Annotated in this window: 21 protein-coding genes; 11 read left to right on the forward strand and 10 right to left on the reverse strand. The window is 70.0% G+C overall.

Annotation, left to right across the window (positions count from 1 at the left end; translation table 11 throughout):
- Window positions 1-64: 64 nt before the first annotated feature.
- The 5 genes from AB0H83_RS22160 to AB0H83_RS22180 are packed head-to-tail and all read right to left on the reverse strand — an operon-like array spanning window position 65 to window position 7,945.
- Window positions 65-3,160 (reverse strand): DUF3427 domain-containing protein, encoded by a 3,096-nt coding sequence (locus AB0H83_RS22160; RefSeq protein WP_360096920.1) that lies wholly within the window; start codon window positions 3,158-3,160, stop codon window positions 65-67.
- 49 nt (window positions 3,161-3,209) lie between these two features.
- The gene (locus tag AB0H83_RS22165) at window positions 3,210-4,478 is read right to left on the reverse strand and encodes an AAA family ATPase (protein WP_360097017.1); all 1,269 of its coding nucleotides are present in this window, start codon (window positions 4,476-4,478) and stop codon (window positions 3,210-3,212) included.
- Between the two features lie 23 nt (window positions 4,479-4,501).
- Entirely contained in the window at window positions 4,502-5,995 is a 1,494-nt protein-coding gene (locus AB0H83_RS22170; protein WP_360096923.1) for a hypothetical protein, read from the reverse strand.
- Window positions 5,992-7,119: a hypothetical protein gene (locus AB0H83_RS22175; RefSeq protein WP_360096926.1), complete on the reverse strand. Its 1,128-nt coding sequence runs from the start codon at window positions 7,117-7,119 to the stop codon at window positions 5,992-5,994. The genes AB0H83_RS22170 and AB0H83_RS22175 overlap by 4 nt, the downstream gene beginning before the upstream one ends.
- Window positions 7,120-7,150: 31 nt before the next feature.
- Window positions 7,151-7,945, reverse strand: a complete 795-nt coding sequence (locus AB0H83_RS22180) for a hypothetical protein (protein WP_360096929.1) — start codon at window positions 7,943-7,945, stop codon at window positions 7,151-7,153.
- Window positions 7,946-8,234: 289 nt separating this feature from the next.
- Between AB0H83_RS22180 and AB0H83_RS22185 the strand changes: the two genes are divergently transcribed.
- The 4 genes from AB0H83_RS22185 (at window position 8,235) to AB0H83_RS22200 (ending at window position 12,763) form a co-directional block, all read left to right on the forward strand.
- Window positions 8,235-10,595 (forward strand): AAA family ATPase, encoded by a 2,361-nt coding sequence (locus AB0H83_RS22185; RefSeq protein ID WP_360096932.1) that lies wholly within the window; start codon window positions 8,235-8,237, stop codon window positions 10,593-10,595.
- The gene (locus tag AB0H83_RS22190) at window positions 10,592-10,978 is read left to right on the forward strand and encodes a hypothetical protein (RefSeq protein ID WP_360096935.1); all 387 of its coding nucleotides are present in this window, start codon (window positions 10,592-10,594) and stop codon (window positions 10,976-10,978) included. The genes AB0H83_RS22185 and AB0H83_RS22190 overlap by 4 nt, the downstream gene beginning before the upstream one ends.
- A 154-nt stretch (window positions 10,979-11,132) precedes the next feature.
- Entirely contained in the window at window positions 11,133-12,245 is a 1,113-nt protein-coding gene (locus tag AB0H83_RS22195; protein WP_360096938.1) for a hypothetical protein, read from the forward strand.
- Window positions 12,242-12,763 carry an NUDIX hydrolase gene (locus AB0H83_RS22200; RefSeq protein ID WP_360096941.1) on the forward strand — a complete coding sequence of 174 codons (522 nt, stop codon included), beginning with the start codon at window positions 12,242-12,244 and terminating at the stop codon, window positions 12,761-12,763. The genes AB0H83_RS22195 and AB0H83_RS22200 overlap by 4 nt, the downstream gene beginning before the upstream one ends.
- A 4-nt stretch (window positions 12,764-12,767) precedes the next feature.
- Here AB0H83_RS22200 and AB0H83_RS22205 read toward each other — a convergent pair whose 3' ends face one another.
- Window positions 12,768-13,169: a hypothetical protein gene (locus AB0H83_RS22205; protein ID WP_360096944.1), complete on the reverse strand. Its 402-nt coding sequence runs from the start codon at window positions 13,167-13,169 to the stop codon at window positions 12,768-12,770.
- Between the two features lie 196 nt (window positions 13,170-13,365).
- Here AB0H83_RS22205 and AB0H83_RS22210 point away from each other — a divergent pair, with 196 nt between their 5' ends.
- The 3 genes from AB0H83_RS22210 (at window position 13,366) to AB0H83_RS22220 (ending at window position 16,599) form a co-directional block, all read left to right on the forward strand.
- Entirely contained in the window at window positions 13,366-13,752 is a 387-nt protein-coding gene (locus AB0H83_RS22210; protein ID WP_360096947.1) for a GIY-YIG nuclease family protein, read from the forward strand.
- A gap of 70 nt (window positions 13,753-13,822) precedes the next feature.
- A complete protein-coding gene (locus AB0H83_RS22215) occupies window positions 13,823-15,061 on the forward strand; it encodes a hypothetical protein (protein ID WP_360096950.1) in 1,239 nt (412 codons plus the stop codon).
- Between the two features lie 5 nt (window positions 15,062-15,066).
- Complete coding sequence (locus AB0H83_RS22220) at window positions 15,067-16,599, forward strand: plasmid pRiA4b ORF-3 family protein (RefSeq protein WP_360096953.1); 1,533 nt, start codon at window positions 15,067-15,069, stop codon at window positions 16,597-16,599.
- On the opposite strand, the gene AB0H83_RS22225 is transcribed toward AB0H83_RS22220, so the two are convergent.
- Both AB0H83_RS22225 and AB0H83_RS22230 read right to left on the reverse strand, forming a co-directional pair.
- Window positions 16,591-16,785, reverse strand: a complete 195-nt coding sequence (locus AB0H83_RS22225; protein WP_360096960.1) for a hypothetical protein — start codon at window positions 16,783-16,785, stop codon at window positions 16,591-16,593. The two genes, AB0H83_RS22220 and AB0H83_RS22225, sit on opposite strands and share 9 nt — an antisense overlap.
- On the reverse strand, window positions 16,776-17,774 hold the full coding sequence (locus tag AB0H83_RS22230; protein ID WP_360096963.1) for a hypothetical protein: 999 nt from the start codon (window positions 17,772-17,774) through the stop codon (window positions 16,776-16,778). The genes AB0H83_RS22225 and AB0H83_RS22230 overlap by 10 nt, the downstream gene beginning before the upstream one ends.
- Before the next feature lie 217 nt (window positions 17,775-17,991).
- Between AB0H83_RS22230 and AB0H83_RS22235 the strand changes: the two genes are divergently transcribed.
- The gene (locus AB0H83_RS22235; RefSeq protein WP_360096966.1) at window positions 17,992-18,927 is read left to right on the forward strand and encodes an HNH endonuclease; all 936 of its coding nucleotides are present in this window, start codon (window positions 17,992-17,994) and stop codon (window positions 18,925-18,927) included.
- A gap of 190 nt (window positions 18,928-19,117) precedes the next feature.
- Here AB0H83_RS22235 and AB0H83_RS22240 read toward each other — a convergent pair whose 3' ends face one another.
- Together AB0H83_RS22240 and AB0H83_RS22245 are read right to left on the reverse strand one after the other, a co-directional pair.
- Complete coding sequence (locus tag AB0H83_RS22240) at window positions 19,118-19,825, reverse strand: hypothetical protein (RefSeq protein WP_360096969.1); 708 nt, start codon at window positions 19,823-19,825, stop codon at window positions 19,118-19,120.
- 72 nt (window positions 19,826-19,897) lie between these two features.
- The gene (locus AB0H83_RS22245; protein ID WP_360096972.1) at window positions 19,898-20,179 is read right to left on the reverse strand and encodes a hypothetical protein; all 282 of its coding nucleotides are present in this window, start codon (window positions 20,177-20,179) and stop codon (window positions 19,898-19,900) included.
- A gap of 178 nt (window positions 20,180-20,357) precedes the next feature.
- Between AB0H83_RS22245 and AB0H83_RS22250 the strand changes: the two genes are divergently transcribed.
- Genes AB0H83_RS22250 through AB0H83_RS22260 form a run of 3 tightly spaced genes read left to right on the forward strand, consistent with a single transcriptional unit; the run spans window position 20,358 to window position 25,216 of the window.
- A complete protein-coding gene (locus AB0H83_RS22250) occupies window positions 20,358-21,428 on the forward strand; it encodes a DUF559 domain-containing protein (RefSeq protein ID WP_360096975.1) in 1,071 nt (356 codons plus the stop codon).
- Window positions 21,429-21,434: 6 nt separating this feature from the next.
- Window positions 21,435-22,112 (forward strand): hypothetical protein, encoded by a 678-nt coding sequence (locus AB0H83_RS22255; protein WP_360096978.1) that lies wholly within the window; start codon window positions 21,435-21,437, stop codon window positions 22,110-22,112.
- Window positions 22,109-25,216 carry a DUF87 domain-containing protein gene (locus AB0H83_RS22260; RefSeq protein ID WP_360096981.1) on the forward strand — a complete coding sequence of 1,036 codons (3,108 nt, stop codon included), beginning with the start codon at window positions 22,109-22,111 and terminating at the stop codon, window positions 25,214-25,216. Before AB0H83_RS22255 ends, AB0H83_RS22260 begins: the two co-directional genes overlap by 4 nt.
- Window positions 25,217-25,260 lie beyond the last annotated feature (44 nt).

Consider the following 25,260-nt stretch of genomic DNA (forward strand, 5'->3'; position numbering starts at 1 on the left):
ATGGTGTGAATTACCGCCCTGTGTCGGCATTGGGCGGCAGCCCTCGCCGTAGGCTCCCGAGCGCCTAGGCCACGGCCGCCGCGAACGTTGCGTATAGGTCTCCTGACAAGGGCGTTTGCAGCTTCCACGTCACCGCCATCGGTCGCTCGCCCTGGTGGCTGACGTAGGTTGCCGGGCCGAGAAACCAGAATGCGCGGTCGTCGACCCTGGACCGGGCGAAGAGCAGAATCGACCGGCCCATTGCCACATGGCTCCGGTAACGCCGTCCGGTTGGGCTGTCGGCCGGTGTCGTCGACTGGCTCTCCCAATGGATGAGGTCCCGGTTGATGGCGTAGTCGCGGTAACGGGTCGTCGGGGAGAAGTCGCCTCCCGTCTTGTCGAGGGTGAATGCGAGCAGGTCCGCGCCGGCGGACTTCGCGTCGTAGACGCCTTCTCGCCATTGCGGGGTCTTCACGCCGTTGCCCTCGCCGACCGCGGCCAGAATTTCAATTCGGGTGTACTGACCGTGCACCTGCAATGGAATGCTCGGCAGGGGTTGGTGTTGGACGTGGCTGGGCGCATCACTGAGGACGTCAAGCAGCTCATGCAGTTCGGCCATCACCTGGGGATGCGACCACATGAGGTCGGCCGCATGTTGCAACGAGTCGTCCTTCCCGACGACCTGGTCGGCAACGCTCGCCAGCAGCATCCGCAGCAACCGCTGTTCGAGGTCCGGCAGCGTGTCGACGTCCGGAGCCTGCGACCTGCCGAGCAGGGCACGGTAACCATCGAGGCGCTGAGGGTCGTCGAGGTGTTGCAGCCGTCCGATAGCCCGGCGCAGCACTGTTTCGTGCGGTCCGGCGGCGGCTACCGGCAGACCGGCTGCTTCCTGCATCGCCGACCAGCCCTGTTTGCCAGCGTAAATGTCGCTCACTTCGAGCCCGGTCTCGGCGAGATAGTCCGCCATCGTGACGGTCGCACGGCTCTGTGCGAGCGTGCGCAGCTCCGCAACCTTCGCCGGCCAGCGTGACGGGACGGCATCCCGGACGCTGCGCAGCACGATCTCCTGGGCAACACGGTCGAGCTCCATGTGGCAGCCGGCCGGCAGGAATGGAAAGCCGTTCGTGATCGCCTGCTCAAGATCGTGGCGACTGCCGCCCAACAGCGCCCGGTACCGCCGGTCGAAGCGGAACTCTTGCCGGTGCGTCCCGACGAAGTCCAGCACGGTGCAGATGCTCTTGCCCTTGGCGGTGCGGAGTCCGCGGCCGAGCTGCTGGAGGAACAACGTGGCGCTCTGCGTGGGGCGCAGCATCAGCAGTGTGTCGACCGTCGGCATGTCGACGCCCTCGTTGAACAGGTCGACCGAGAAGACAACCTGAATGGTGCCGTTCTCCAGCCCGTTGAGCGCCGCGCGCCGCTCGGCATCCGGGGTGGTGCCGACCACCGCGGTCGCGGCAACGCCGAGTTTCGTGAACCGCTCTGCCATGTACCGGGCATGGGCAATGCTGACGCAGAATCCGAGGCAGCGCATGGCGGCGACGTTGTCGACGTGCGTCGTGAGCTGTTGGAACACCAGCCGGACCCAGGCATCGTTGCTGGTGTAGACGTTGGTGAGGGCGCCCTCGTCGTAGCCGTGGCCGCGCCGCCATGGCACGCCGCGCAGGTCGACGCCGTCGTGGATGCCGTAGTACGCGAACGGGACCAGGCGGTGCTGCTCGATCGCGTCCCAGAGCCGCAACTCGGCGGCGATGCGGTCGCTGAACCAATGCAGGATCGGCTCACCGTCGGCCCGTTCCGGTGTGGCGGTCAGCCCGAGCAGTTCCCGGGGCGTGAGCTCGTCCATGAGAAACCGATAGGAGCTCGCCGCCGCGTGGTGGAACTCGTCGATGATGACCACGTCAAAGCGGTCGGGCGCGAGATGCTCCCGTGCGGTTGCGTTGAGACTCTGTACCGAGGCGAACACGTGCTCAAACGCGGTCGGTCGGGCGCCGTCGACCCACAGCTCGCCAAACGCGTGGTCGCGCATGACCTGGCGGAACGTCAGCAGAGCCTGCTCAAGGATCTCCCGGCGATGTGCGACGAACAGCAGCCGTGCCCTGGGCAGTGCGCCGCGCAGCCGGGCATAATCGACCGCCGCCATGACGGTCTTGCCGGTGCCGGTTGCCGACACCAGAAGGTTGCGGTGGTGACCACGCGAACGGGAAAGCTCGATGAGCTCGAGCATTCGCTCTTGAAACGGTTCGAGACGTACCTCAAGCGGGCTGAGCACGGCCATACTGCGGTCGGTCGGCTTCCGCTCGCGATCCAGCGCATCGTCGAACTCGGCCCGATCGTAGGGGAGGAAGTCGCCGCCCTGCCAATAGCTGTCGAAGACTGCCTCGATCTTCTTCACGACGTCAACGTTGCGTGCGGCCGAGATCCGAACGTTCCACTCGAGTCCCGCCACTTGAGCGGAGTGCGTGAGATTGGACGAGCCGACGTAAGCGGTGGCAAAGGCTGAGTGCCGGTGGAACAGCCATGCCTTGGCGTGCAGGCGGGTCGTGGACAGGTCGTACGAGACGCGAACCTCGGCGCCGAGGTCCGTCAGCATGTCCAGCGCCTTGGCCTCGGTCGATCCGGTGTACGTCGTTGTGAGCACGCGCAACGGTCTGCCTCGCGCACAGTGCGCCCGCAGGGCATCCAGCAGTGGCCGGATGCCGCTGAGCCGAATAAACGCCATCACCACGTCGATGGCGTCGGCAGAAGCGATCTCGGTGTGAATTTGATTGCCGACTCGGGGTTCGCCGGGCGCGTTCGTCAGCAGCGTGGTGTCGAGCAGCGGGATCAACGGCCCGTCCGCCGTGTGTACAGAACCGTCCGGTCGCCGCTCGCCGATTGCGCTGAGCATTTCACCGGGCGCCAGCGGCGACGCAAGCGTCGGCTCCGTTCTCGGCAGCCGCGCGCCGAGCGATTCGAGCAGCCGCTGCGCCACTTCGATGCCGACGGCGACCCGATCCTCCCCCGGCACCGCATCGAGCGCGCGTTCAACCTGTCGCGCTAGCAGCTGCGCGATACGGTCGGCGGCCTCGGCGGATCGAAGGCTCTGTCGTTTGACGAGCTCGAAGTCGACGTTGGCGAGTTGCGCATCGAGCGCTTTGGTAACGACGACCTCATAGAGCCCTGTGGGCAGCTGATCCACCACCGCAACAGTCTGACGGACGATCGACAGCTTCAGCGCTCAGGAGGGATGCTCATGCCGCACTCACTCGGTGCTGGTCCAGGTGTGACATCACCGCTTGGTTGGCTTCCCAGCCGTCGGGGAATTTGACGATTTCGTTCAGGTACATCCTTCCGGTGGACGGGTGGGCATCCAGCAGTTCCGAGATCCCCGCCCGCGCCACCACGATGCACGCATGCCGGTGGCGGGAGGTCAGCACGCACAGCCGGCCTGACTCAAGGTGGAACGCGGTCGCGTCTTTGCGGCCGGACAGGGGGTGCCAGACGATGGTGACGTCGTACTCGCGGCCCTGCAGCCGGTTCGCGGTGTCGACGGTGATCCCCGAGTCCGCCGGCAGGAACTGACGGACCGCCGCCGCCTGGTCCCGGTGTGCCGTCCCGATCGCGATCCGGTCCGCCGTCACCGGGGCGCCGCCCGGGGCCTTCTCCGACACCGCGACCGCGCCCCGCTGCAGCAGCCGCAGCGCGGCCTCGGCGCAGACCGAGGCGACCTCGGCATCCGTACGCATGCTGTGCCGGGCGGGCAGCTCGTGCAGCGCCCAACCAGTGCCGGCCGCCACCGCGAGCGTCGTGTCCAGCGGGGACGAGCCGAAGGCGTGGGTGGCGAAGCTCAAGGACCGGTCGCCGGGGCCGGTGCCGGACGTGAAGCCGGTGAACGGGTAGAACGCCTCCGACACGACCGGCGCCGCGGTGGACGGCAGGCGCCACGACACCGGCAGGCGGTGGACCTTGATGTCCTCGTTGTGCCGCAGCAGCACTGCCACGGCGCTGAGCTGGGGATCCCAGGACAGGCCGGCCCACCGCTCGGTCTCCACCGTCGAGAACGGGTCGAGCTGGCCAGGGTCGCCGACGAACAGTGTCCGTTCGAAGCGGCCCGCGATGCGCAGCAGGGCGTCGGAGCGCATCTGGTACGCCTCGTCGATGATTGCCCAGGGCCATGAGCCGCTGGTCAGTGTCGCCCACTTGGCGGCGGTGCCGACGATGACCTGGGAGCCGCCGAGTCCGGCGACGGCGGTGTCGACGGCGACGTTGCGGTGGGTGCCGATCCGGGGCGTCGCTACGTAGCCCTGCGCCGACAGGCGGCCGATCGGGATGTCGGGCGCCGCGGTGGCCAGGTTGGCGATCAGGTCGTCGACCTGCTCGTTCGTCTGGGCGACGATCGCGAGCGGTTCGCCGGACGCGGCGATGTGCCGGGCCGCCCGCACGACCAGCGTCGACTTGCCGGCGCCGGGCGGCGAGTCGACGACGACGCCCTGGCCCGGCCCGAACTGCAGGTCCGACATCACGGCCGGAAACACGTCGGTGGTCACGACCAGGCCTCCACGGCGTCCTCCTCGGTCGGCGTCGCCGGTGCCGGCGGGCCGCCATGCGTCCACGGCGTGTCCTCGGCCTCCGGGAACTGGCCGGAGGGCTGGAACGCGTCCGAGACCGTGCTGTACGTGACCAGCTCGCCCTCCGCCGGGACGCTGCCGGGCGGGGCGGTGAGTGAGCGCCCCATACCGCCGCTGAGCTCCAACTCCACATCAAGGGCACCATCGACGGGGGCCAGCGCGAGGATCTGCGCCCTCTGCGCGGGCCGGGCCGGCGACGTCACCTCGCGACCGTCGTTCAGCCGCAACGGGTCAACCGTGCGCACCGTGATGCGTGGCCGGAGCTTGCGCCGGGCTCCGCTGTCGTCGATCCGGTCCGGCGAAGCGGCGATGACCGTACCCGTGAACGCCTCGCCGGCAAGGCGGAACTCGGCCATCACGAGCGGATCGTCCAGCGCCCGCTGCGCGTCGTACGACGCCTGCGCACGCTCCAGCCGGCTCAGCCGCCGCGCCGCGGCCACGGCACTGTCGCGGCGGGCCTGCGGCAGGGGGTTGTCGCCGTTGAGGTAGTTGACGTAGTTGGTGTACGCGTCGCGGTCCTCGGCCCAGCGGTCCACGACGTGCGCACCCGGCGTGAGCTTGCGGAGCAGGTCGGCGCCGCGCCACATGAGCTCCCACGTCGGCTGCAGCTGGCTGCGCAGGTTGTCCTGCAACAACGCGAGCGCACGTTCACGGGCTGGGGGATTGCCGTCGGTGCGCGCGTACCGGTCGATGGCCGGCGCCAGCCGTTCGGCGTCGAACGTCGGGTCGGTGGTGGGGCCGGCCGGCGGGGAGTGCTCCGGGTCCTCGGCGGCGATCGCGGCGTCGAACGGTGACACCCCGGCGGGCGGGTCGATCCAGGCCAGCAACGCCGCGAGGTTGGCGTCCTCGACGGTGCTCTGCCCGGTCGCCCAGTGCGCGCCGAGCGCCGACGTCATCGGTACCAGCAGCGACGACCCGGGATACTCGGCCCGCTCGGCGAAGAACGTGAGCCACCTGCCGAGCAGCGGCACGACCGTGGGGACGGCGTACTCGCCGTAGGTGCGCCGCAGCCTGGTCGAGCGGCCGAAGAGCCGGACGAATCCGACGCCGCCGGGGTTCGGTACGAGGATCTGCGGTGCGTCGCTGAACCTGAACCGGGTGACCTTCGCCGGCACCTCTTCCTGATGCCGCGCGAAACTGTCTACATAGGACAGGACGATCCGCCCGAGTTCGGCGGCGAACGCGAAGCGCTGGTCGCGGTTGCGTGGCTGCGGCACGACGAGCAGCCGCGGCGCGTGCCGGTCGTCGCCGAGCAGCGCGGCGAGCGGGGCGTTGGCCTCGCCGGCGAGGGTCAGCGGGACGAAGACCAGCGGCCGGTCGCTGATGTGCGTGTGGCGGACCATGGTGATCCGCTGCGCGGTCTCCTGTTGCACCGCGAGCGCCCGGGCGAGCGACGTCAGCGATGTCATGCCGGCAGCCCGAAGCACTCGTTGCGCAGCCGCAGCGCGGCCCGCAGTACCCCGGCGGCCTCGGCCTGCTCCGGCGACGGCGGCAGACCCCCGCTGGCCAGGGCGAGCGCGGTCGCCACCGACTCGATGCTGCCGAGCTCCTCGCTGACCGAGCGGCCCAGCGCGTGCGTGGTCCCGCGCGCTTCGTTGCGGCAGAAGTACGACAGCTCGCACATGGCGAGGCAGTCGGGGGAGTACCGCGCGGGGATGTGCTCCAACGCGTCGCACAGCTCGCCGACCGGCCGGGTCGGTTTGCCGTCGCGGTCCGGCGCCAGGTCGAACGTCAGCCCCGCGTCTAGCGGCTCCAGCAGGGAGTCGATGCGGGTCATCCGGTCGAGCTGGCGGTTGAGCACGGTGAGCTGCCGCCGCACGTCGATGAGGGTCGCGACCGCGTGGTTGGAGAAGTTCTCCGGGCAGACCAGCACCACCCGGTCCGAGACGGTCGCCGGGTCGTGCCCGAGTTCGGCGAGCAGACGGCGCAGCGCAACGACGTACACGGCGGACTGCACCGCGGTGGCGGCCACCTTGCCGCCGTCGGCCTGACCGTCGATGACGGCGAACGACTTGATCTCGATGACGTGGAAGGTGCCCTTGAACTGGAACGCGATGAGGTCCGGCTCGAGGAACACCTGCCGGCCGCCGACGGGCAGCCGCAGCAGCGGGTGGTCGAAGAGCGTGCCGCCGTCATCGAGCCCGGTCGCGGCCGCCCCGAGCACCTGACGCGCCAGTTTGTGCCGCACCTCGTGGCTGACGTTGCCGGCGACCTCATCAAGGTCCTGGTACGCCACCTCGGGGATCGACAGGTCGAGCAGCTCGCGCAGCATCCGCAGCAATTCGGCGCAGCCGTTCGCCTTCACCTGCGACTCGAACGCCCGGGTGCGGGTGATCGCGAACGGCGACTGCCCGTACGGCGGGGGAAAGCCGACCCGGGCGGCGACGGCGCGCTTGTCGACCCCGGCCGAGTCCATCACGGCCCGGCGCGCGCATGCGGGGTTGCTGGTGAGGGCAGCGATGGTGCGTGCGTTGTGCGGCGTCGGCGGTACCGGGCCACGCAGGTGGTCGAGTCGCAGTTCCGTGCTGTTCACTGACGTCTTCCTTCGCGGGGGAAGCGGCTGGCTAGGAGTCGGTGCCTGTGCGCACACTCCTCAGGTGGCTGCCGAAGAGCCGGTCGGTGTCGTTGAGCTGGGTCCTGGCCCGGGCGGCGGCCGCTTCGCGGTGCGACCGGTCGACCGGTTGGTGCGCGAGCAATTCTGCGCGGGCGGCCCGGATCACGGTGTCCGGTTTCGCCGAGCCGATGCCGTCCGCGGCGCCGGGGATGTTCTCGGCGAACAGCCACAGCAGCCGCGCGGCGTTGTGGTCGATCCCGGGCAGGCGGTCGATGTGCTCGGCGATGCTCACGGCGGCGGTGAGGAAGTCGACCCGAGGGCTGAGCGGGCCGATGATGCGCCGGTCGAGCGGCCAGGTGGAGATCGCCAGCAGCCCGCGGACGGGCGCGAGCCGGTCGGCCGTGAGCGCGGCGCAGAGGTAGTACGGCCGGGCGAACGGCGCTGAGCGGAACGACCGCTCCTCGTCGCGGCGCAGGCTGGTGAGCTTGGCGCTGTTGATGTCGCCGCCGAAGCAGGCGTTGTACACCTGGGCGATCAGCTTCGGCGCGGCCGGCACCGACAGCAAGGTCAGGGCGCTGTGCACCTGCTCGCGCAGCGGCAGGATCGAGGCGCCGTCCCGCTGGGTCGGCACCGCCTCGGGCTCCGGCGCCAACGACTCGACGGCCTCGTCCCAGGCATCCTCCAGGGTGCGCAGCTCCGCCCTCAGTGCCCTGGCTCGGGGCCGGTCGCCGGCCGACATCGCCTGGCGGACGGCAGCGCGCAGCGTCTCGATCTGCTGCTCAAGCTCCTCGGCGCTGTCAGGCACGTCCGCGACCCTACTCGCTCCAGTAAATTCCAGCAATAACCACTTCGGCTGAGTGGATCGCACCGATCATCTCACGCATCGTAACGCCTCCGGACGATTCTCTGCGTCATGACTTTGGCCATGACCTGTGGTTCTGCAGGACGGCCGCGCGCAAAGCATCCGGAAGTCCGTTGTGATCTTCCAGTACATTCCAGTAAGTTCCAGTAATAGCTCAGTGTCTCTGCGGCGCGAACGGGCGCCGGATCGCGTCCTGCACCTCCCTCGGATCTCTCGTCGAACCGGAGCTGTGATGACCACTCAGACCCCGCTGCTGGACCTCATCTTCGACCGCCTTGCCGACGAAAAGGTCGACACAGGCACCGCCGAACTCGTGCTGGCCGCCCTGACCGGCGGCGACCTCGAAGCCACCCTCGGTGGCGTCGCCTCCACCCTGACCGCCGACCCGGAGCCGGCGGAACAGCCGGTCGGGCACATCTTTCTGTCCGCCGTGACCGTCGCCGGCTTCCGCGGTGTCGGCCCCGCCAGGACCCTGCCGATCCGCCCCGGCCCCGGCCTGACCCTCGTCGTGGGCCGCAACGGCTCCGGCAAGTCAAGCTTCGCGGAGGCGATCGAGCTGCTCCTCACCGGCGACAGCGCCCGCTGGGCGGACCGCTCCAGCGTCTGGCGCACCGGCTGGCGCAACCTGCACCACCCCGACCCGTGCAGCATCGAGGCCGAGCTCCGCATCGACGGCACGACCACGCCGATGCGGCTGCGCCGCGAGTGGGCCGCCGGCGCGGGCCTGACGGATGCCACCGTGGCCGGCGCCGGCCTGGCCGATCTGCGGCGGCCGATGGAGCTCTACCGCCCCTTCCTCACCGCCGCCGAGGTCGGCCGTCTTGTCACCGGTACCCCGTCCGCCCTGTTCGACGCCATCGACGCCATCCTCGGCCTCGACGTGCTCACCACCGCCGACCAGCGGCTCCACGCCGCCATCAAGCCCCGCGAGGCGGCGGTGAAGCAGCACCGGACGGACCGCCTGCGGCTGCGTGAAGCCCTCATGGCCCTCTACGACGACCGGGCACGCCGGGCGGCCGCCGCCCTCGGCGCGGGCGATCTGGACGCGATCCTCGACGAGCCGCTGTCCGGTGAGCTGATCGACCGGTACCGCCGGTGGGCCACGCTCACGCTGCCCGACCTCGGCGAGGTGGCGGCGCTCGCCGAGGAGCTGCGTTCGGCGTCCGCCCCGGCCGGTGACGCTGCCGCGACGGTCCGCTCCGCGGAGCTGCTCCGGCTCGCCCTCGACCACCACGAGTCCACAGGCGCCGGTCCGTGCCCCGTCTGCCGCGTCGGCACGCTCGACGACGACTGGCGTACCGCTGCCGCTGCGACACTGGAAGCAACCCGGGTCACCGCGCTCAGCGCCCAGCGGGCCACCACGCGGCGCGCCGAACTCGTCCGCCGCGCCCGTGCGATCGCCACCAATCTGGCACTGCCGGAGGCTCCCGACGGGCTGCCGGTCGAGCAGGTCATCGCGGCGGCCTCGGCGCTGCGTGCCACACCGGCCGCCGGCGAGGACCTGGCGGTGCACCTGCTGACGCACTACCCCACCCTGGTCGCCGCCGTCGATGCGGTACGCGCTGCGGCCGCCGCCTGGCTGCAGGACCGCGACACGGGCTGGCAGCAGCTCCTGCCGGACCTGCGGCGCTGGGCGGACGCCGCGCGTGACCTGCCGGTGCAGGCCGCGGCACTCGCCGAGCTCAAGGCCGCCCGCGCCTGGCTGAAGAACGAGGCCGTGGCGCTGCGCAACCAGCGCCTGGCACCGTTCGCCGCGCACGCCCAGCAGATCTGGGAGGAGCTGCGGCAGGAGAGCAACGTGCAGCTCGGCACGATGAGCCTCGCCGGGACGGCCACCCGGCGCCGCATCGAGTTCCCGATCAGCGTCGACGGCGCCGACAACGGCACCGCCCTCGGCGTCATGAGCCAGGGCGAGATGCACGCCCTCGGCCTCGCCATGTTCCTGCCCCGGGCCTGCGCCGCGGAGAGCCCGTTCCGGTTCGTGGTCATCGACGACCCGGTCCAGAGCATGGACCCGTCCAAAGTGGACGGTCTTGCGAGGGTACTGGCGCGGCTCGCGACCGACCGCCAGGTGGTCGTGTTCACGCACGACCCTCGCCTGTCCGACGCGGTCCGCCGCCTGGAGATCGACGCGGTCACGCTGCAGGTGGTGCGCGCCGAGCAGTCCGTGGTGTCCGTCAAGCCGGTGCTCGACCCCGCACTGCGGTACCTGGACGACGCCAGGGCGCTGGCCCGCTCGACGGAGGTCGGCGCCGACGTCAGGACTCCGGTCGTCGCGGAGCTGTGCCGCTCCGCCCTCGAGTACGCCTGCCAGCGGGTGGTCTGGCGGGTCCGCACGGCCCGCGGCGACCGCCACGCCGACATCGAGGACGCGCTGGAGCGCGCACACAAGACGACGTCGCTGTTCGCCCTGGCCCTGTTCGACGACGTGGACCGCGGCGGCGACGTGCTCAGCCGGCTCCGCAACGCGTACGGCGGGTGGGCCGTCAACGCGTACGACCTCAGCCGCAAGGCGGTGCACGGTACCGTCGTCGTCGCCGACCTGCCCGGGTTCGTCAACGACACCCGCCGGCTCGCGCAGGCCCTGCGATGACCCCGGCACGCTGCCTGGATGCCGCGGACGGACTGCTGCGCAGCGGCCCGTCCGGCGTCTGGTGGCCGAAGGTGTGCGCATGCCTGATCCGGCTGGCGCTGGAGCTGGCGATCGAGCAGTACTGGCTGCGGACGAGCCCGCAGGTCGCCTCCTGCACCGCACAGCGAACCAGGCTGCTGATGCTGCGCCGCCGCTCCGGGGCGGAACTGGCCAGGCGGGCGGCGTTCGCCTGGGGCACGCTGTCCACGGCCACCCACCACCACTGCTATGACACGGCCCCGACCGCCGCCGAACTGCGCCGCCTGCACACGGAGGTCACCCTGCTGGCAGCCCGCCTCCACGATGCGGCGCCGGCTCCGCTTTCTCGATCTGCGCAGTGTTGATGCAGACGGTTGCGTGAACTGGCCTCTTGTGCCGGAATCGCTGGATGGGGAGGGCTGTCGAGGTGCGAAGGCGGGCGTTGGCACAGCGCAGGAGGGACGTCGGCTTGAGCCAGGAGCGGCTGGCCGCGGTCCTCGAGGTTGACGATCGACCGTCGTGCGGTGGGAACGGGCCGAGACCTCGCCGCAGCCGTGGCACCGGCCGAGACTCGCCGAGGCGCTCGGAATCTCACTCGACAAGCTGGCCGACTACCTTGCCTTCACCGAGGACGTGCGTCAGCCGGTGGGAGCCGTCGACTCTGCCACTCGTGCGCCGCTGCCTCGGCACAGTGACGACGACCTCGACGTGGTGCAAGCGTTTCGTCAGGCGGACCGGCAGCTGGGCGGTGCCCACCTGTACACGACGGTCACCAATTACCTGCAGCAGAAGGTCGCCCCCCGGGTGTTCGGGTCCGCACCTGATGACGTGCGCCATGACGCGTTCGGCGTCGCTGCCGGGCTGACGGAGATGGCCGGGTGGATGGCCCACGACGCCGGCGTCGACGATCTCGCCGAGCGGCACTTCCAGCGTGCGCTTGCCTTCGCGACGCTGGGCAAGGACAGCCAACTCCGGGCACACATCTGCGGAAGCCTCAGCCATCTGGCGCTCCACGCGAAGCGCCCGGACCGAGCCTTGCAGTACGCGAGGCAAGGAAGGGACTGGTTGCGCTCCGGGCCGCCACACGCCGGCCTGTCTGCCAAACTGCTGGCACTGCAGGCCCGCAGCCATGCCGCTGTCGTCGATCGAGCCGCCTGCCTCGAACAGCTCCGCGCCGCGGAACGTGCGTTGGGTGGCAGCACAACTGCTGTGTCGGTCTGGGTGAGTGGCTTCGACGAGGCGTCGCTGGCGTTGGAGTCGGCTCGCTGTCTGAGCATGATCGGGCAACACGGCGCGGCGCGGCGGGCCGCGACGCAGGTGATTGCCGCTCGACCGCAGGACCGGGCGCGCAGCCGGGCGTTGGCGCAACTCGAACTGGCCGGGGCATTGATCGGGCAGCAGCGTCCCGACGAGGCGGCCGTGGCCGCATCGGATGCGCTCCGCTCCACCCGCGCACTAGGCTCGGCAGTTGTGATGCGGCAGCTTGAACAGGTTGGACGCCGGCTCGTTCCGTTCTTGCCGAACAGCGATGTCGCCGTGTTCTTGGACGTGCTTCGCGGCGAACTTCGGCAGCGATGCTGGCTCGCCCGATGGGCACCCGATCAGGACCCTGCCGGCGGACGGCCGCAGTGAATCCCGATGCGCCGTTGTACCAGCGCGATCCTGAGGCCTGGCGCGCGCATCTCGCAGAAGGGAACCGAACCCAGCCGCGCAAGCGGGTCAGCGCGGACGTGCTGTTCCGCGACAGCTACGGTCGATTACTGCTGGTCGACCCACAGTACAAGCCCGATTGGGACCTGCCGGGCGGCATGGCCGCGGCCAACGAACCGCCGCTCGCCGCCGCCATCCGGGAGGTCGGTGAAGAGCTCAGCCTGACCTGGGCAGGCGGTGATCTGCTCGTGGTCGACTGGGTGACGCCGCACGACCCATGGGACGACCTGTTGGCGTTCGTCTTCGACGGGGGCGTGTTGACCGCCGACCAGCAGCAGGCCATTCGACTGGGTGACGGTGAGCTGAGTGCGGTTCGGTTCTGCACGACCGTCGAGGCGAGCAGGCTGCTGCGCCCGTACGTGTGGCGTCGCGTTCAGCAGGCACTCGACGCGATCCGGTCGGGGCGGGCGTACTACCTGCACGACGGCGAGCGTAGCTGACTGCTCACGCGCACAGCGACGGCGGCGTTGGCGTCGCGAACCGTTCCAACCAGGACACGGGCGGAGGAGTGCCGGAGCTGCGACGCCGGCGCAGATCGTCGACGTGGCGGCGCCAGCCTTTCCGGCAGAGCGTCTCGGCATTGGCGATGGAGGCCGGCGAATACGAAACATCTGAGGCAGCGACGGACAGCTGATCCACTTCGTCGGCGTAGTCGCCGGCGAACCAGCGCAGACCGGAGAACGGCGACCAACTGTCGTACGCGGCCCGTGCCGATTGAGGGAGCCGCAGCCAGCAGTCGACGATGTCCGCCACTACCAGGACCCGGTCCTCGTGGTCCTCGACGACGTCGGCGATCAACGGAACCACTTCGATCGCAACCTGTACTTGCAGCAGTGCCCGGGCCACCGTTGTCGCCCTCGATGCACGACCTGACGCTCGGGCCACCCACGTTGACCTTGTCCACTGGACGCTCCTCGTCATGAATACAGCAGACGCCTCGATGGCGGGTTCGACCATTGCATCGGTGGCGCAGAACGGACGCATCAAGGGCTCAGGGCCAACGCCTCCACCACGTCGCGGAATGGCCCGCTACCGTTGGCAAATGCCCGACGTGTCGTACGACGATCTGCTGGCCGACTTCACCGGCGCTCGCCCGTACACCCCGGAAACCGCGGCGAGTGCTCCCAGTTCGGCCGGCGTGCATGTGGTGCTCGAACAAGGGACGGTCGTCTACGTCGGGGCGACGGGTGACCTGCGGCGCAGGCTGCGGCAGCACCTGACCGGCAACCGGGGCTCCTCGGTGTTGCACGACCAGGTCGGCCAGCTCCTCGATACGCCGGGCAGCACCGCTTCGGCCGGGGAGATCGCAGCCTGGCTGGGGGAGTGCACGGTTCGCTGGTACGAGACGGACAACCCTGAGGGCACGAAGGAAACTCTGGTCCTGGCGCTCAAGCCGCGATTCAACCGGCAGGTTCCGAAGCCTCGCTGAGTCGGGTCCTCATGAAAACCGCCCGTGGCGGTGTTGTCGGTGGTCACCGGGGTTGTGGTGGACTGTCGGGATGAGTCCGAAGAGTCGTGGGCGCCCGGCTGGCCGGGGGAAGCCGAAGACCCGCCGCCAAGCTCCTGCCCGATCGCTGCGGCTGTCGGACCGCCTCGTCCGCGCGGCCCGGGAGCTGCTCACCTACACCGACCGCCTGGAGGTCGAGCAGTGGGCGTCCGGGTGGCTCGGCCAGGCGTGGCTGGACGCGCCGCTGGGGGAGCGGGACCCGGAAGGCATGTTCATCCTCGAGGTGGTCGGCCGCTGCTCCACCCACCCTTCCCCGCACGGACTGGCCGCCGTCACCGCGCTGCGGATGGTGGCCGCGCCCAGCGAGCACGCGCTGCTCGACGGCACGATCGACATCCTGCGGGAGTCCCAGCCGGCGCCACCATGGCCCGAGGCTGAGTCGAAGCCGGTACGCGCCATGCGCGCCGTCGACGTCTACGACAGCGAGCGGGTTCTGTTCATCGAGTACGGGACGCACACCCTCCTCGCGCAGATCCTCACCACCGGCGGGGTGGTCGTGGAACTGCTGGGACTGCTACAGGTCGGCGCTGCCGAGGCATGGAGCGACATGCGGGAGGCCGACGAGGTGCCGATGCCGATCGAGGAGGTACCGGTCGCCGACGCGCTCGCCGACCTCGCTGACGCGCTGCGGCGCACCGACATGGTGTGGCCGCGGCACGACGACGAGGACTTCGTCGACCTGCGGGCGCTCGCGTGGGCGCGGTGCCGGGCGTACCTGCCGGAATGGCCGGACGTCGTGCCCATGAGCGACGCGGAGCGGGACGAGTTGGTCGAGGCGTTCGTCGGGCGGACGGTGGACTCCGAGGCGTACCGGACGCTGGCGGACCTCTTCCTCGACTACGGCGACGGGTACCTCAACAACCGGCCGTTCGGCTGGAGCCCCGGCGCGGTCGGGATGTTCCTCACCGACTGGCTGCCGCGCAAGGCGCTGCTCGACGCCGAGGACCGGGCCGCGCTGCCGGACGCGTTGCGCGGTTGGGTGCGGTTCGCGCTGGAGCGGCGCGGGGTCGCCGACGAGTGGATCACGCCGGTGGTGGACGCGGTCGACATGTGGCTGCCCGAGTTCGAGGCCGCGATCGACGACGAGTCGTCCTGGGGGCCAGCGAAACAGATCGCGGCCGAGCTGGTCGCCCGCGGCGTCGACCTGAGTGACAAGGACGCCGTGGACGACGTGATCCGGCAGCTGAACGCCGAAAGCCTTGCCAGGCGGGTGATCGACCCGCCACAGTGACCGCCGTGAGCGATGCGTTGCGCCGAGCTGCCGACGAATGCCCGATCATGTGCCGTGCCGTCGCGCTGGCCGGTTGGGTTGGTGAGGGCCGACCGGTGACGGCGAAGGGCGTGCTCAAGCCCGTGGATATCGAGGCTGCCATGGCCGCGATGGGCCTTGCCGCGCCGGTACGATCGCGAACCGCCGCCGACGTCGAAGCCCTGCACCGGCCGTGGGTGGCTGCGCAGGCCATCGGGCTGATCAAGGTCGACGCGGGCCGGGCGGTGGCCGCTGGCCGTACCTCGTCGGATGCCCTTGAAGCGTGGTGGGCCGCGCTGTCGGCGGTGCTGCGGGCCGAGTCACACGACCATCGGGGCGAGGGCGCGACCGTGCTCTGCCGGATGCTGCTGGCGGTGCTCGCCGATGATCCAGCGATCGAGAAGATCGAGGACCTCGTCGAGGGCAGGCTGCTCGCCGACGAGGTCAGCCCGGTCTATCAGGCGTTCCGCCGGGGCGTCATGCCAGTCGACGCCGGGCTGGAGCTGCTCGCCGCGTTCGGCGCGGTCGACGCCGCGATGCGGCTGACGCCGCTGGGCCGGTGGGCGGGGCAGCGGTTCCCTGCGGCCGTCACCGCAGAACTGTCCGCCGACGAACTGCTGGCCCGGCTCGCCGGCGTGGACGAGCAGGAACTGCTGCGAGCGGCGCAACGCTGGTACACCGGCCGCGACGTGCACAAAGCCGCAGCCGAGGTGCTCGCCGCGGCGGAGCGCGCGACGCCCGCCGCCCGGTGCGCCGGGATCGACCTGGTCGGGGCGCTGGGCATGGCCATGCGACCCGTGTGGCGCTCGGCGCTGCGCCGGCCGATGCTGGCCCCGCACGCGCGTGCCGCACTGTCCACCTGGGACCCGAACCCTCGGCCGCCGAGCGAGGCGGACCATCGGTGGCTGGCGGTCGAGTACGCGCTCGCCGCCGAGGATCTCGAAGAGGCGTGGCACCTCGTGGACGAGTTCGGCGGCCTGGAGGTCGTCGCGGGCAGCACGCATCCCGACGCGGGCGCGCTGCTCGACGCGCTGAAGGCGTCCGGTCCGCCGCCGCGTCAGGTGTACCAGCTGAAGATCGCCCTGTCCCGGGTCAGCCCGCCGGTGTGGCGGCGGGTGCGCGTGCCGGGGACGGTCATGCTGGACGTGCTGCACCACATCATTCAGGTGGCCTTCGACTGGGACGACGACCACCTGCACCTGTTCGAGTCCGAAGGGCGCCGTTACGCCGACCCGGACTTCGAGCTGGACGACTGCGCGGACGAGTCCGACATCCGCCTGGCAAAGGCGCTGGCTGTCGGCGGCAGCATGACGTACACCTATGACCTGGGCGACTGCTGGGAGCACCGGATCACCGTCGAACGCGTCGACGAGGTGGACGCGGTCTCGGCGGCCGACATCGTGTGCGTCGACGGCCGCGGCGACGCCCCGGTCGAGGACTGGCACGAGGAAGCCGGCCCGGCCACGACCCCGTTCGACGCTGACGCGATCAACCGCAGGCTGGCCGAAACCCTACGCTGACGGCGCCTCCCGAACGGGACGAGCGATCAGGGCCGCGATGAGCGTTGCGAGCCGGGCGGCCATCTGTCCGCCGATGATGCGGACGTTCTGGTCGGCGGTGATCGCACTGATCTCCGCAAGCGATCGGATGGACAGCTCGTCGGCGTACGAGGTGGCGACGAACTCGACGCGACGCGTTATTCCCACAGTCGCTCCCGGAGTGCTCGCGTTCGAAGCTGGTCGACAGCGGCGTCGACATCACCGCCGGGTGACCGGCGCAGATCCCACGCCGCGACCAGCGGATCCGTGTACCGGCGTGGCAGCCCGTCCCTGGTGGACGGCAACGTGCGGGACATGGTCAGGATGGTCGGATCCCGCGGGGTGCACAATGCGACCGTCGCATCCGCAGACCGTACGGTCGCGAAGCCGTGTTCCTCCAGCGAGGGCTGGTTGACGACGTAGGCGACGATGCGGTTCGGGCGGCGCCACGGTGCGTACAGGTCAGCGGCAAGGTCACCGGACACCGCTGGTGGGGCCTCCTCTCGGTCGTGGGCGACCTGTTCGATGCGGGCGAGCTGGGCCGCGAGGTCGCCGGTCGCAGACCAGTACGTCGTCAGTCCGCGCGGACCTGGGTACTCCACCATGAACCGGTCCCAGCACCGTGCCCTGTCGACGACCTGCCAACCGGCCGGTGTGCGCGCCACCAACTCGTCGAGCATCGGCAGTTGCTTGCCGACCGCCACGTGCGACACCCCGAGCCGGCGAGCGATCTCCGACTGCGAGACGGGCTCGACGGCGCTCAGAGCGAACAGCCGGAGCATCGCCAGCCGGACCCAACTCGTGCGCCCGGGATGTGTCGGGCCGGCAGACGGTTGGTCACCGGATCGGTACACCTCACCCATAAAGTAGACGACGGCGTCGTCGACCGCTGCGTAGGCGACGCGGTGGTCCCGCTCGGCAGCGCTCCTTAAGGCGCGTCCCGCTCGTGCGACCACGAAGAGCAGGCCGTCCGCGTGCGGCCGGAGCGTCGCCACGGCTCGGTCGATCTCCTGCGGGCTCGGCGAATGCCGCAGCAGCATCACCTGGCGACGTGACCATTGGCCGTCGCCCGTATCGATCTCGACCTCGGCGCTGCCAGTGACCCGCCGATCCAGTCCGACATCCAGCAGCAACTCAACGCCGTCACCGCTCTCCACATAGCGACTGTAACCTAGATGCAAAATTCCTAGGTAGGTTACAAGTACGCTGCAATGGTCGACAGGAGCGGCTCTCGGGGAGCATGAATCACCTTGGTATGAACTGCGCGCTGCAAGGGTGCGGTCACCGGACGCGGCAAACCCGGTTCGCATACCGTGCGGCCGCCGCGAGTTGCGCTGCAGCTGCGGCTCGCACCGGTACGGCACACTGAACGGCGTGAGGGCCTACGTGGGTGTGACCGACGGTGACTGGTTCCGGTTCCTCGCTGCCCGGCCGCACCTGCAGGAGGTCAACTTCTGGCGGCCCGCCAGTGACAAGGCGTTCCGGGCCGTCCAGGTCGGCGAACCGTTCCTCTTCAAGACCCACCACCCGCACAACCAGGTCGTCGGCGGTGGCTTCTTCAGCGGTTTCGCCCGCCTGCCGATCTCCACGGCGTGGGAGCTGTTCGGCGAAGGCAACGGCGCCGCGAGCCTCCAGCAGATGCGGCAGCAGATCAGCCGGTACCGGAAGCAGCCGATCCCACCGAGGGAAGACCCGGACATCGGCTGCATCTTCGTACGCGACACCCGGTTCTTCGAACCTGACGCCATCGCGCCGGCGCCGCCCGACTTCGCCTCGAACATCGTCCAGGGCAAGGGCTATGACCTCGCCGACAGCGCGTACGCCGGCTACTTCAGCGACGTCATCCACCGGCTCACCGACCCCACCGTCGAACTCGACCTCAGCGGACCCTGGCACCGGACCGGCCCCGTCTACGGCGACCCGCGCCTGCAGCCGCAGCGACTCGGGCAGCAGGCGTTCAAAGGGGTCGTGCTCGACGCGTACCGCCACCGGTGCGCGATCACCGGCGCGAAGATCCGCCCAGTGTTGCAGGCCGCGCACATCCTGCCGCTACCGAACGGTGGCGAGCACCGGCTCGACAACGGGCTGCTGCTGCGCTCCGACGTGCACATCATGTTCGACCGCGGGTATCTCAGCGTCGACCCGAAGCACCGGCTGCTGGTCAGTCCGCGGCTCCGCGAGGACTTCGGCAACGGCGAGGAGTTCTACTCCCGCCACGGCCAGCAGATCTCAGTCCCCGACCGTGCCGCAGACCGGCCGAACCGCGAGTTCCTCGAGTGGCACGTCGACACGGTCTTCCACGCCGGATGACCGGCCGCGCTGTTACAGCTGCCGCACGGCGAACGAGTTGAGCCTGGCGCCGATGGCCCGCTCCACCAGCCCGGAGAGCACACGAAACGGGCCGACCGGAGCCAATGCAGGTTCATCCGTGCGGTACTCGAACGCCAGCTTGGCGACGTTCAGCTACAGACGGCCCACCTCACCGCCGGCGCAGACAGCATCAGGAGCCTTCATCGAGAAGCTTCGCGGCTGCTCCCGGATCCATGAGGTTGGACCATGCCTGTTCGGCCGGGTCGAGCGGGCGCTCGGGCAAAGAGTACTCGGGGAACCATCCGTCGAGGTCACAGCCGGGGACCAGATCCAGCACGACGATCGCCATGGCGGGTGGGACGGAGCCGATGATGCGGACCGCGACGTAGGTTTCGTGGCCGTGGTTGGCGCGGACCTGGATGCCGAGGACTGCGCCGCCGACGGTTGCGGTGTGTTCGCGTCCGTCGAGCAGAGACGTGCGGGCCAAATCTCTGACCGCCGCGGCGAGTGTGCGCTCGAACCGGGCGGCGGACTCGGCCCGGTAGCGGGCCCGGTCGGTGTCGTCTGGGAGCAGGTGTGCCGTGTAGGTGCCGGCTGTGATCGGTCGATGGTGCGTGGCGTTGTACCGGGCTCGGGCGGTCTTCGCGTCGGCCGCGAGTGCGGCGTAGAAGTCGGTGGTGGCGCCGTCCTCGCGCCATCCGGCGGCGACGAGCCATACCGGCACCTCGGCGTTTGGTTCGTCGATCCAGACGGCGCCGCGCCACCGTTGGATCTTGACTTTGAACAGCACTTCGTCGTCGATCGCGGCGATCCGCTCGTGCGGGGTGGCCGAGTCGGCGAACTGCTGACGTGTTTTCGCCAGCAGGGGGTGAGGTATCTCGTCGAGCGGTTCATCCACCGGCGGCGTGGAGATTCTGAGGTCTTCGTGTAGGCAGCGCAGCGTCGGGCGGGCCCGTTCCATGAAATTCGGTCAGTCCTTCTCGTCGACTCCGCCGACTGTGTCCAGTTGTTCACGGCTCAGCCCGGCCAGCAGGGCTACCCGGGACGCGCGGGTGCCGTCGAGTTGGCGCATGAGTTCGCGCATGCGCTGGCGCATTTCCTCCCGCCGGGCGTCGAGGTAGAACTGGACCGCTTCCGCGACCAGGTCTTTCTTGGTCATGCCGAGGAAGTTGGCCCCGCTGGAGATCAGTTCGTCGACCGCTGGGTCGACCTTGAGCGGAGCCTGCCGCCGTGGCGCGCTGGATGTCGTCATGGTCCACCTCCGTCCCACAACGGTACCTCGGGTACCTCGCCGCAGGCTCGTGTCGACGTCACCCTGCTGGCGGAAACCTTCGTCGGTACGGACAGCCGTTGGCGGTCCGCTGGTGGAGCCGGCCTCGGATGATCAGCCCACTGTAATCGATCAATCTCCTACCGTAGGGTGAGCGACCATGACGACGGGGGCACGGTGGTGGGCCGAGCCGCCGCCGGGCCAGGCCAGCTACCTTGCGGGCATCGACCCTGCGCTCCTCAGCGTCGCGCTTGACCCGATGCCGGCGGGCGCTCCGGCTGTCGTGCGATTCCGTCCCGCAGCGGCAAAGTACGTCGGGGACCATGTCAACGCCTTCCTCGAAGCGTTGGACCACGCCGCGCTGAACCTGTTCCCGCGCTGGCTGCCCGCGGCCGAACACTTCGACGGTGCCTCCGCGCTGAGCGTCGCCGCGGTGCGGGCGGCTGCCGCGGAGACGGCCGGCAGGTCGCAGCACTTCGGTCCGTTCCTCGCCTTCACCGCCGAACGCGCGGTGCGCCACCGCCGCGGCGACGTCGTGCCCGATCGGATCAGGTTCCCCGCCGAGGTCCGCGCCCGTGGCCTCGGCGCCATCCTGGCTGACGCCTATCAGCGGCCCTCCGTCGCGGTGCTGGTCGATGTGCCGGACCGGCTCGACCCCGACGGTGAGCGAGCCCTCGTCGCCGCCGCCATCTGGCTCGCGGAGCAGGGCCGTTTCACCGTCTGGCTCGCCGGTCAGGCACCGCAGGCGGTCGACCGGATCCCCATCGTGCAGATGGCGCTGCCCGACGACCTGGCCCACCTCGCCGCCGACACCACGCCGATCGCCCGGCCCGACGATCGGCCAGTCCTGCCCGTGTTGACCTATCCGCCGCTGACCGGGGCGCCCCGCGCCGACAGCCCCGCCGAACTGGCACTGGAGCGAGCGCTCGCACCACATCTCTGGGCCCGCAGCCGCCAGTGGAACCACGTCCTCGAGTGGCACCTGCTCGGCAAGGCGTACCGGCTGGACCTGTACTGGCCAGACGACGGCCTTGTCGTCGAGGTCGACGGCGACGACCACCGCGAACGCTGGAAGTTCGCCGACGACCGGCACCGCGACGCGCGACTGCAACTGCTCGGCCACGACGTCCTGCGCTTCACCAACGACCAGGTGCTGACCGACCCCCTTGCGGCGGCCCTGACGATCCGCGACCTGCTCCTGCTCCGGCGCACACACCTCTCCGCGAAATGAGGCAGCATGCCATCGACCGAAGACGTCCCAAGCCTGACCCCCAACCAGATCCTCGCGCTCGTCGTGCTCATGTCCGAGGCCCGGGAGCTCGACAACAACGAGCTGAAGGAGCTGGCCGGCTTCGCGCTCACCGGTACGGACAACACCAAACTGGAGACCAAGCTCGGTCTGGTGCGGACCGACCGGACGCACCGGCCGTTCTCGCACGAGCTGACCGACAAGGGCTGGCGGGTGGTCCGGGACCTGCACACGACCGAGCCGCCGAAGGCCGGCAAGTCGGCGTCCCGCACGATCCTGACGCTGCTCGGCAACCTGCACCGGTCGATCGAGCAGCTGCAGCACACCCACGGGGTGAAGCTCAGCCTGGGTGAGTTCTTCACGCAGCAGGCAGAGCCCAAGCCCGAGGCCGCGAACGACGAGAACGACGCGCAGACCCGCGTCCGCCTCGCGTACGCCGAGCTGGCTGGCCGTCCCGGCGACTGGGTCGGGCTCGCCGACCTGCGTGAGCAGCTCGCCGACCTCAGCCGCGCCGAGGTCGACGGCGCGCTGCTCATGCTGCTCGACCAGGACGGCGTCCGCATCATCCCGGCGGCCAACACGAAGGCGCTCAAGAAACGGGACATCGCGGCGGCCGTCAAAATCGGTGGAGAGGACAACCACGCCCTGGCGATCGGCCAGCCGTGATCCCCGCCGCTGAGCGCGCCGCCCTGGAAGCCCTCCACTTCAACCCGGCGCCGACCCCCGACGACATCTGGCACGAATCGCGGTACAACGTCCCGGAGCTGCACGAGCGCGCAGTCCGCGAGATCCTCGGCGGGGTCGGCCGGGCCCGCCGCAGCGACACCGTCACCCCGCTCGGCGTCGCCCTGCAGGGCCGGGCCGGCGCCGGCAAGACCCACCTTCTCGGCGCGGTCCGCGAAACCATCCAGCGGGCCGACGGCGGCGGATACTTCTTCCTGGTCAACATGATCAACGGCAGGACGTTCTGGGAAAGCACCGTCCAGGGCATCATCGGCGGGCTGACCCGCGACGCGATCGGCTGGGGCACCCAGCTCAAGACGTTCCTGCGCCGGCTCACCGCCCAGCTCGCGATCCCGGCCGAGGTCCGCGACGCGGTCGCCGGCAACACCACCCTGACCCGCGCGCACCTCGACACCTTCATCACCGCATTGCGGCGGTTCGACAACATCACCGGGCGCGAATGCCAGGACACGGCCCGAGCGCTCGTGCTGTACGGCTCGCTCGACTTCGATCACCAGGACATCGGTCAGGCCCACCTCATCTCCGAGCCGACGGAGTCGACCGACCGTACCGACTGGGGATTCACGGCAGCGGTACGCCAGCCGCAGGAGGTCGTCAGCGACATCTCGCGGCTCATCGCGCTGACCCTCAGCCCGAGCGTGATCGCGATCGACCAGCTCGACACGCTCTTCGCCCAGACCACCACCGCGTTCTTCGACCGCGACGAGCGACTCGATCCGGACCAGGTCGCCACGGTCGCGCCCATCGCCGACGGCCTGCTGACCCTGCGCGACATCACCCAGCGCACCCTCATTGTGATGTCGTGCCTGCCTGACACGTGGGAGCTGTTGAAGCGGGGCGCACCCGGGCCGGTGATCCAGCGCTTCCGGGAGACGCTGCTGCCCGACAGGATCGACAGCGCCGACATCGCCCGGTTGATCGTCGCGAAGCGGTTCGCCGAGGCGTACGGCGCCGAGCACTTCAACCCGCGGTACCCGACCTGGCCGATCAAGCCCGAAGCGTTCGAGGACGCTCGAAGGTTCACGCCCCGCGACCTGCTGCGCCGCGTCGACCAGCACGTCCACCGCTGCCTCAGCACCGACGAGGTGATCGGGCTCGTCCGGTTCACCGACGAGCCGCCGGTCCCGCCGAAGCCGACGGTTGAGCCGGATGACCACGCCGACCTCGCGCCGCTCGACGCGATGTTCCAACAGTTCCTCGACACGGCCGACGTGACTGGCGCCCTCGACCGGTACACCGAGGACGCCGCGATGCCACCGCTGCTCGCCGCCGGCATCCAGGCCTGGATCGATGAACAGACCCCCAGCGGCGTGGTCTACAAGCAGGACCCGAAACCGAGCCCGAAACCCGCGCTGCACGGTCGCCTCATCGAGGTCGTCGACGAAGCCACCGAGAACGAGGCGCACTGGGCCTTCCGCGGGATCGCGCACACCCACCCCCGAGCGGTCATCGCCAGGGTCAAGAACGCCTGTACCGTGGCGGGCCTCGACCTTGCGATCCCGCAGCGGCGGCTGGTCCTGCTCCGGCAGCGGCCCTGGCCGAACGGTGAACGTACCAAGGAAACCCTCGACGCGTTCTTCGCCGCGGGCGGTGTCTGGCACCAGATCAGTGAGGACGACCTCAGGACCTTCGACGCGTTGCGGCGCATGCAGGCGGCGCAGCACGCCCTGCTCGGAGAATGGCTGGTGGCCAGGCGCCCGGCCAGCCGCACCCGGCTCTTCACCGAGGTCCTTGCGCCACCCGCGAAGCAGCCGGTACCCGCACCGCAGGAATCCACGGACGACACGTTCGACGGCAACCGCCACACCATCGGTCTCGGGCGCCTGATCAGCGACGACAGCGCGTTCACCGTCGACCTGGAGTCACTGCGCAGGCACACCGTCATCTTCGCGGGCTCAGGCTCCGGCAAGACCGTTCTCATCCGCCGCCTCGTCGAGGAATGCGCACGGCAGGGCGTGTCGTCCATCGTGCTCGACCCGAACAACGACCTGGCCCGGCTCGGCGACCCCTGGCCCGAACCGCCGGCCGGTTGGGGCGCCGGTGACGACCGCCGCGCCCGGGACTACCTGGACCACACCGACGTGGCGGTCTGGACCCCGAACGTCAGCAGCGGCCGCCCGCTGTCGTTCCAGCCGCTGCCCGACTTCACCTCGCTGCGCGACTCGCGGGACGAGTTCGACCAGGCCGTCCGCGCCGCGGTTGAGGCACTCGCCCCACGCGCCGGGGTCAGCGGCACGACCCGGCTCGCCGCCCAGGGCAAGGCGGTGCTCACCGAGGCCCTGCAGGCGTACGCCCGCGGCGGCAAGGTCGGACTGGAAGGCTTCACCGACTTCCTCGCCGACCTGCCGGACGACGTGAGCCGGATGAACCGGGCCAACAAGCTCGCCTACGACCTGTCGGAGACCCTCAAGGCCGCCATGGTCAACGACCCGCTCTTCGGCGGCCGGGGCGTCGCCGCCGACCCGGCGGTGCTGCTCACCCCACCACCCGGCAAGCGCGCCCGGGTGTCGGTCATCAGCTTCATCGGCCTCATGTCCGACGAGGAGAAGCAGAGCTTCGTCAACCAGCTGCAGATGGCACTGTTCACCTGGCTCAAGCGCAACCCTGCCGGCGACCGTCCGCTCGGCGGACTGTTCATCATGGACGAGGCCCAGACCCTTGCCCCCTCGTCCGGCACGACGACAGCCACCGCGAGCACCATCACCCTGGCATCCCAGGCCCGCAAGTACGGCCTGGGCCTGGTCTTCGCCACGCAGGCGCCGAAGGGCCTGCACAACCAGATCTCCGGCAACGCCACCACGCAGTTCTTCGGCCTGCTGAACTCCCCGGCCCAGATCGACGCCGCGCGGGAGCTCGCCCAGGCCAAGGGCGGCAAGATGCCGGACATCGGCCTGCTCGGCAGCGGCCGGTTCTACGCCGCCGGCGAAGGCTTCTCCTTCGTGAAGGTCCGCACGCCGCTGTGCCTGACGCACCACCCGAAGGCGCCGCTGTCCCCGGAGGAGGTCATCGACCGCGCCCGGCGCTGACTCCTGACGCCGCCCTACTCGTTGTCGAAGCCGACCCGATCCGG

The organism is Dactylosporangium sp. NPDC050688, assembly GCF_040654515.1.
In the GTDB taxonomy this organism is placed as follows: Bacteria; Actinomycetota; Actinomycetes; order Mycobacteriales; family Micromonosporaceae; genus Dactylosporangium.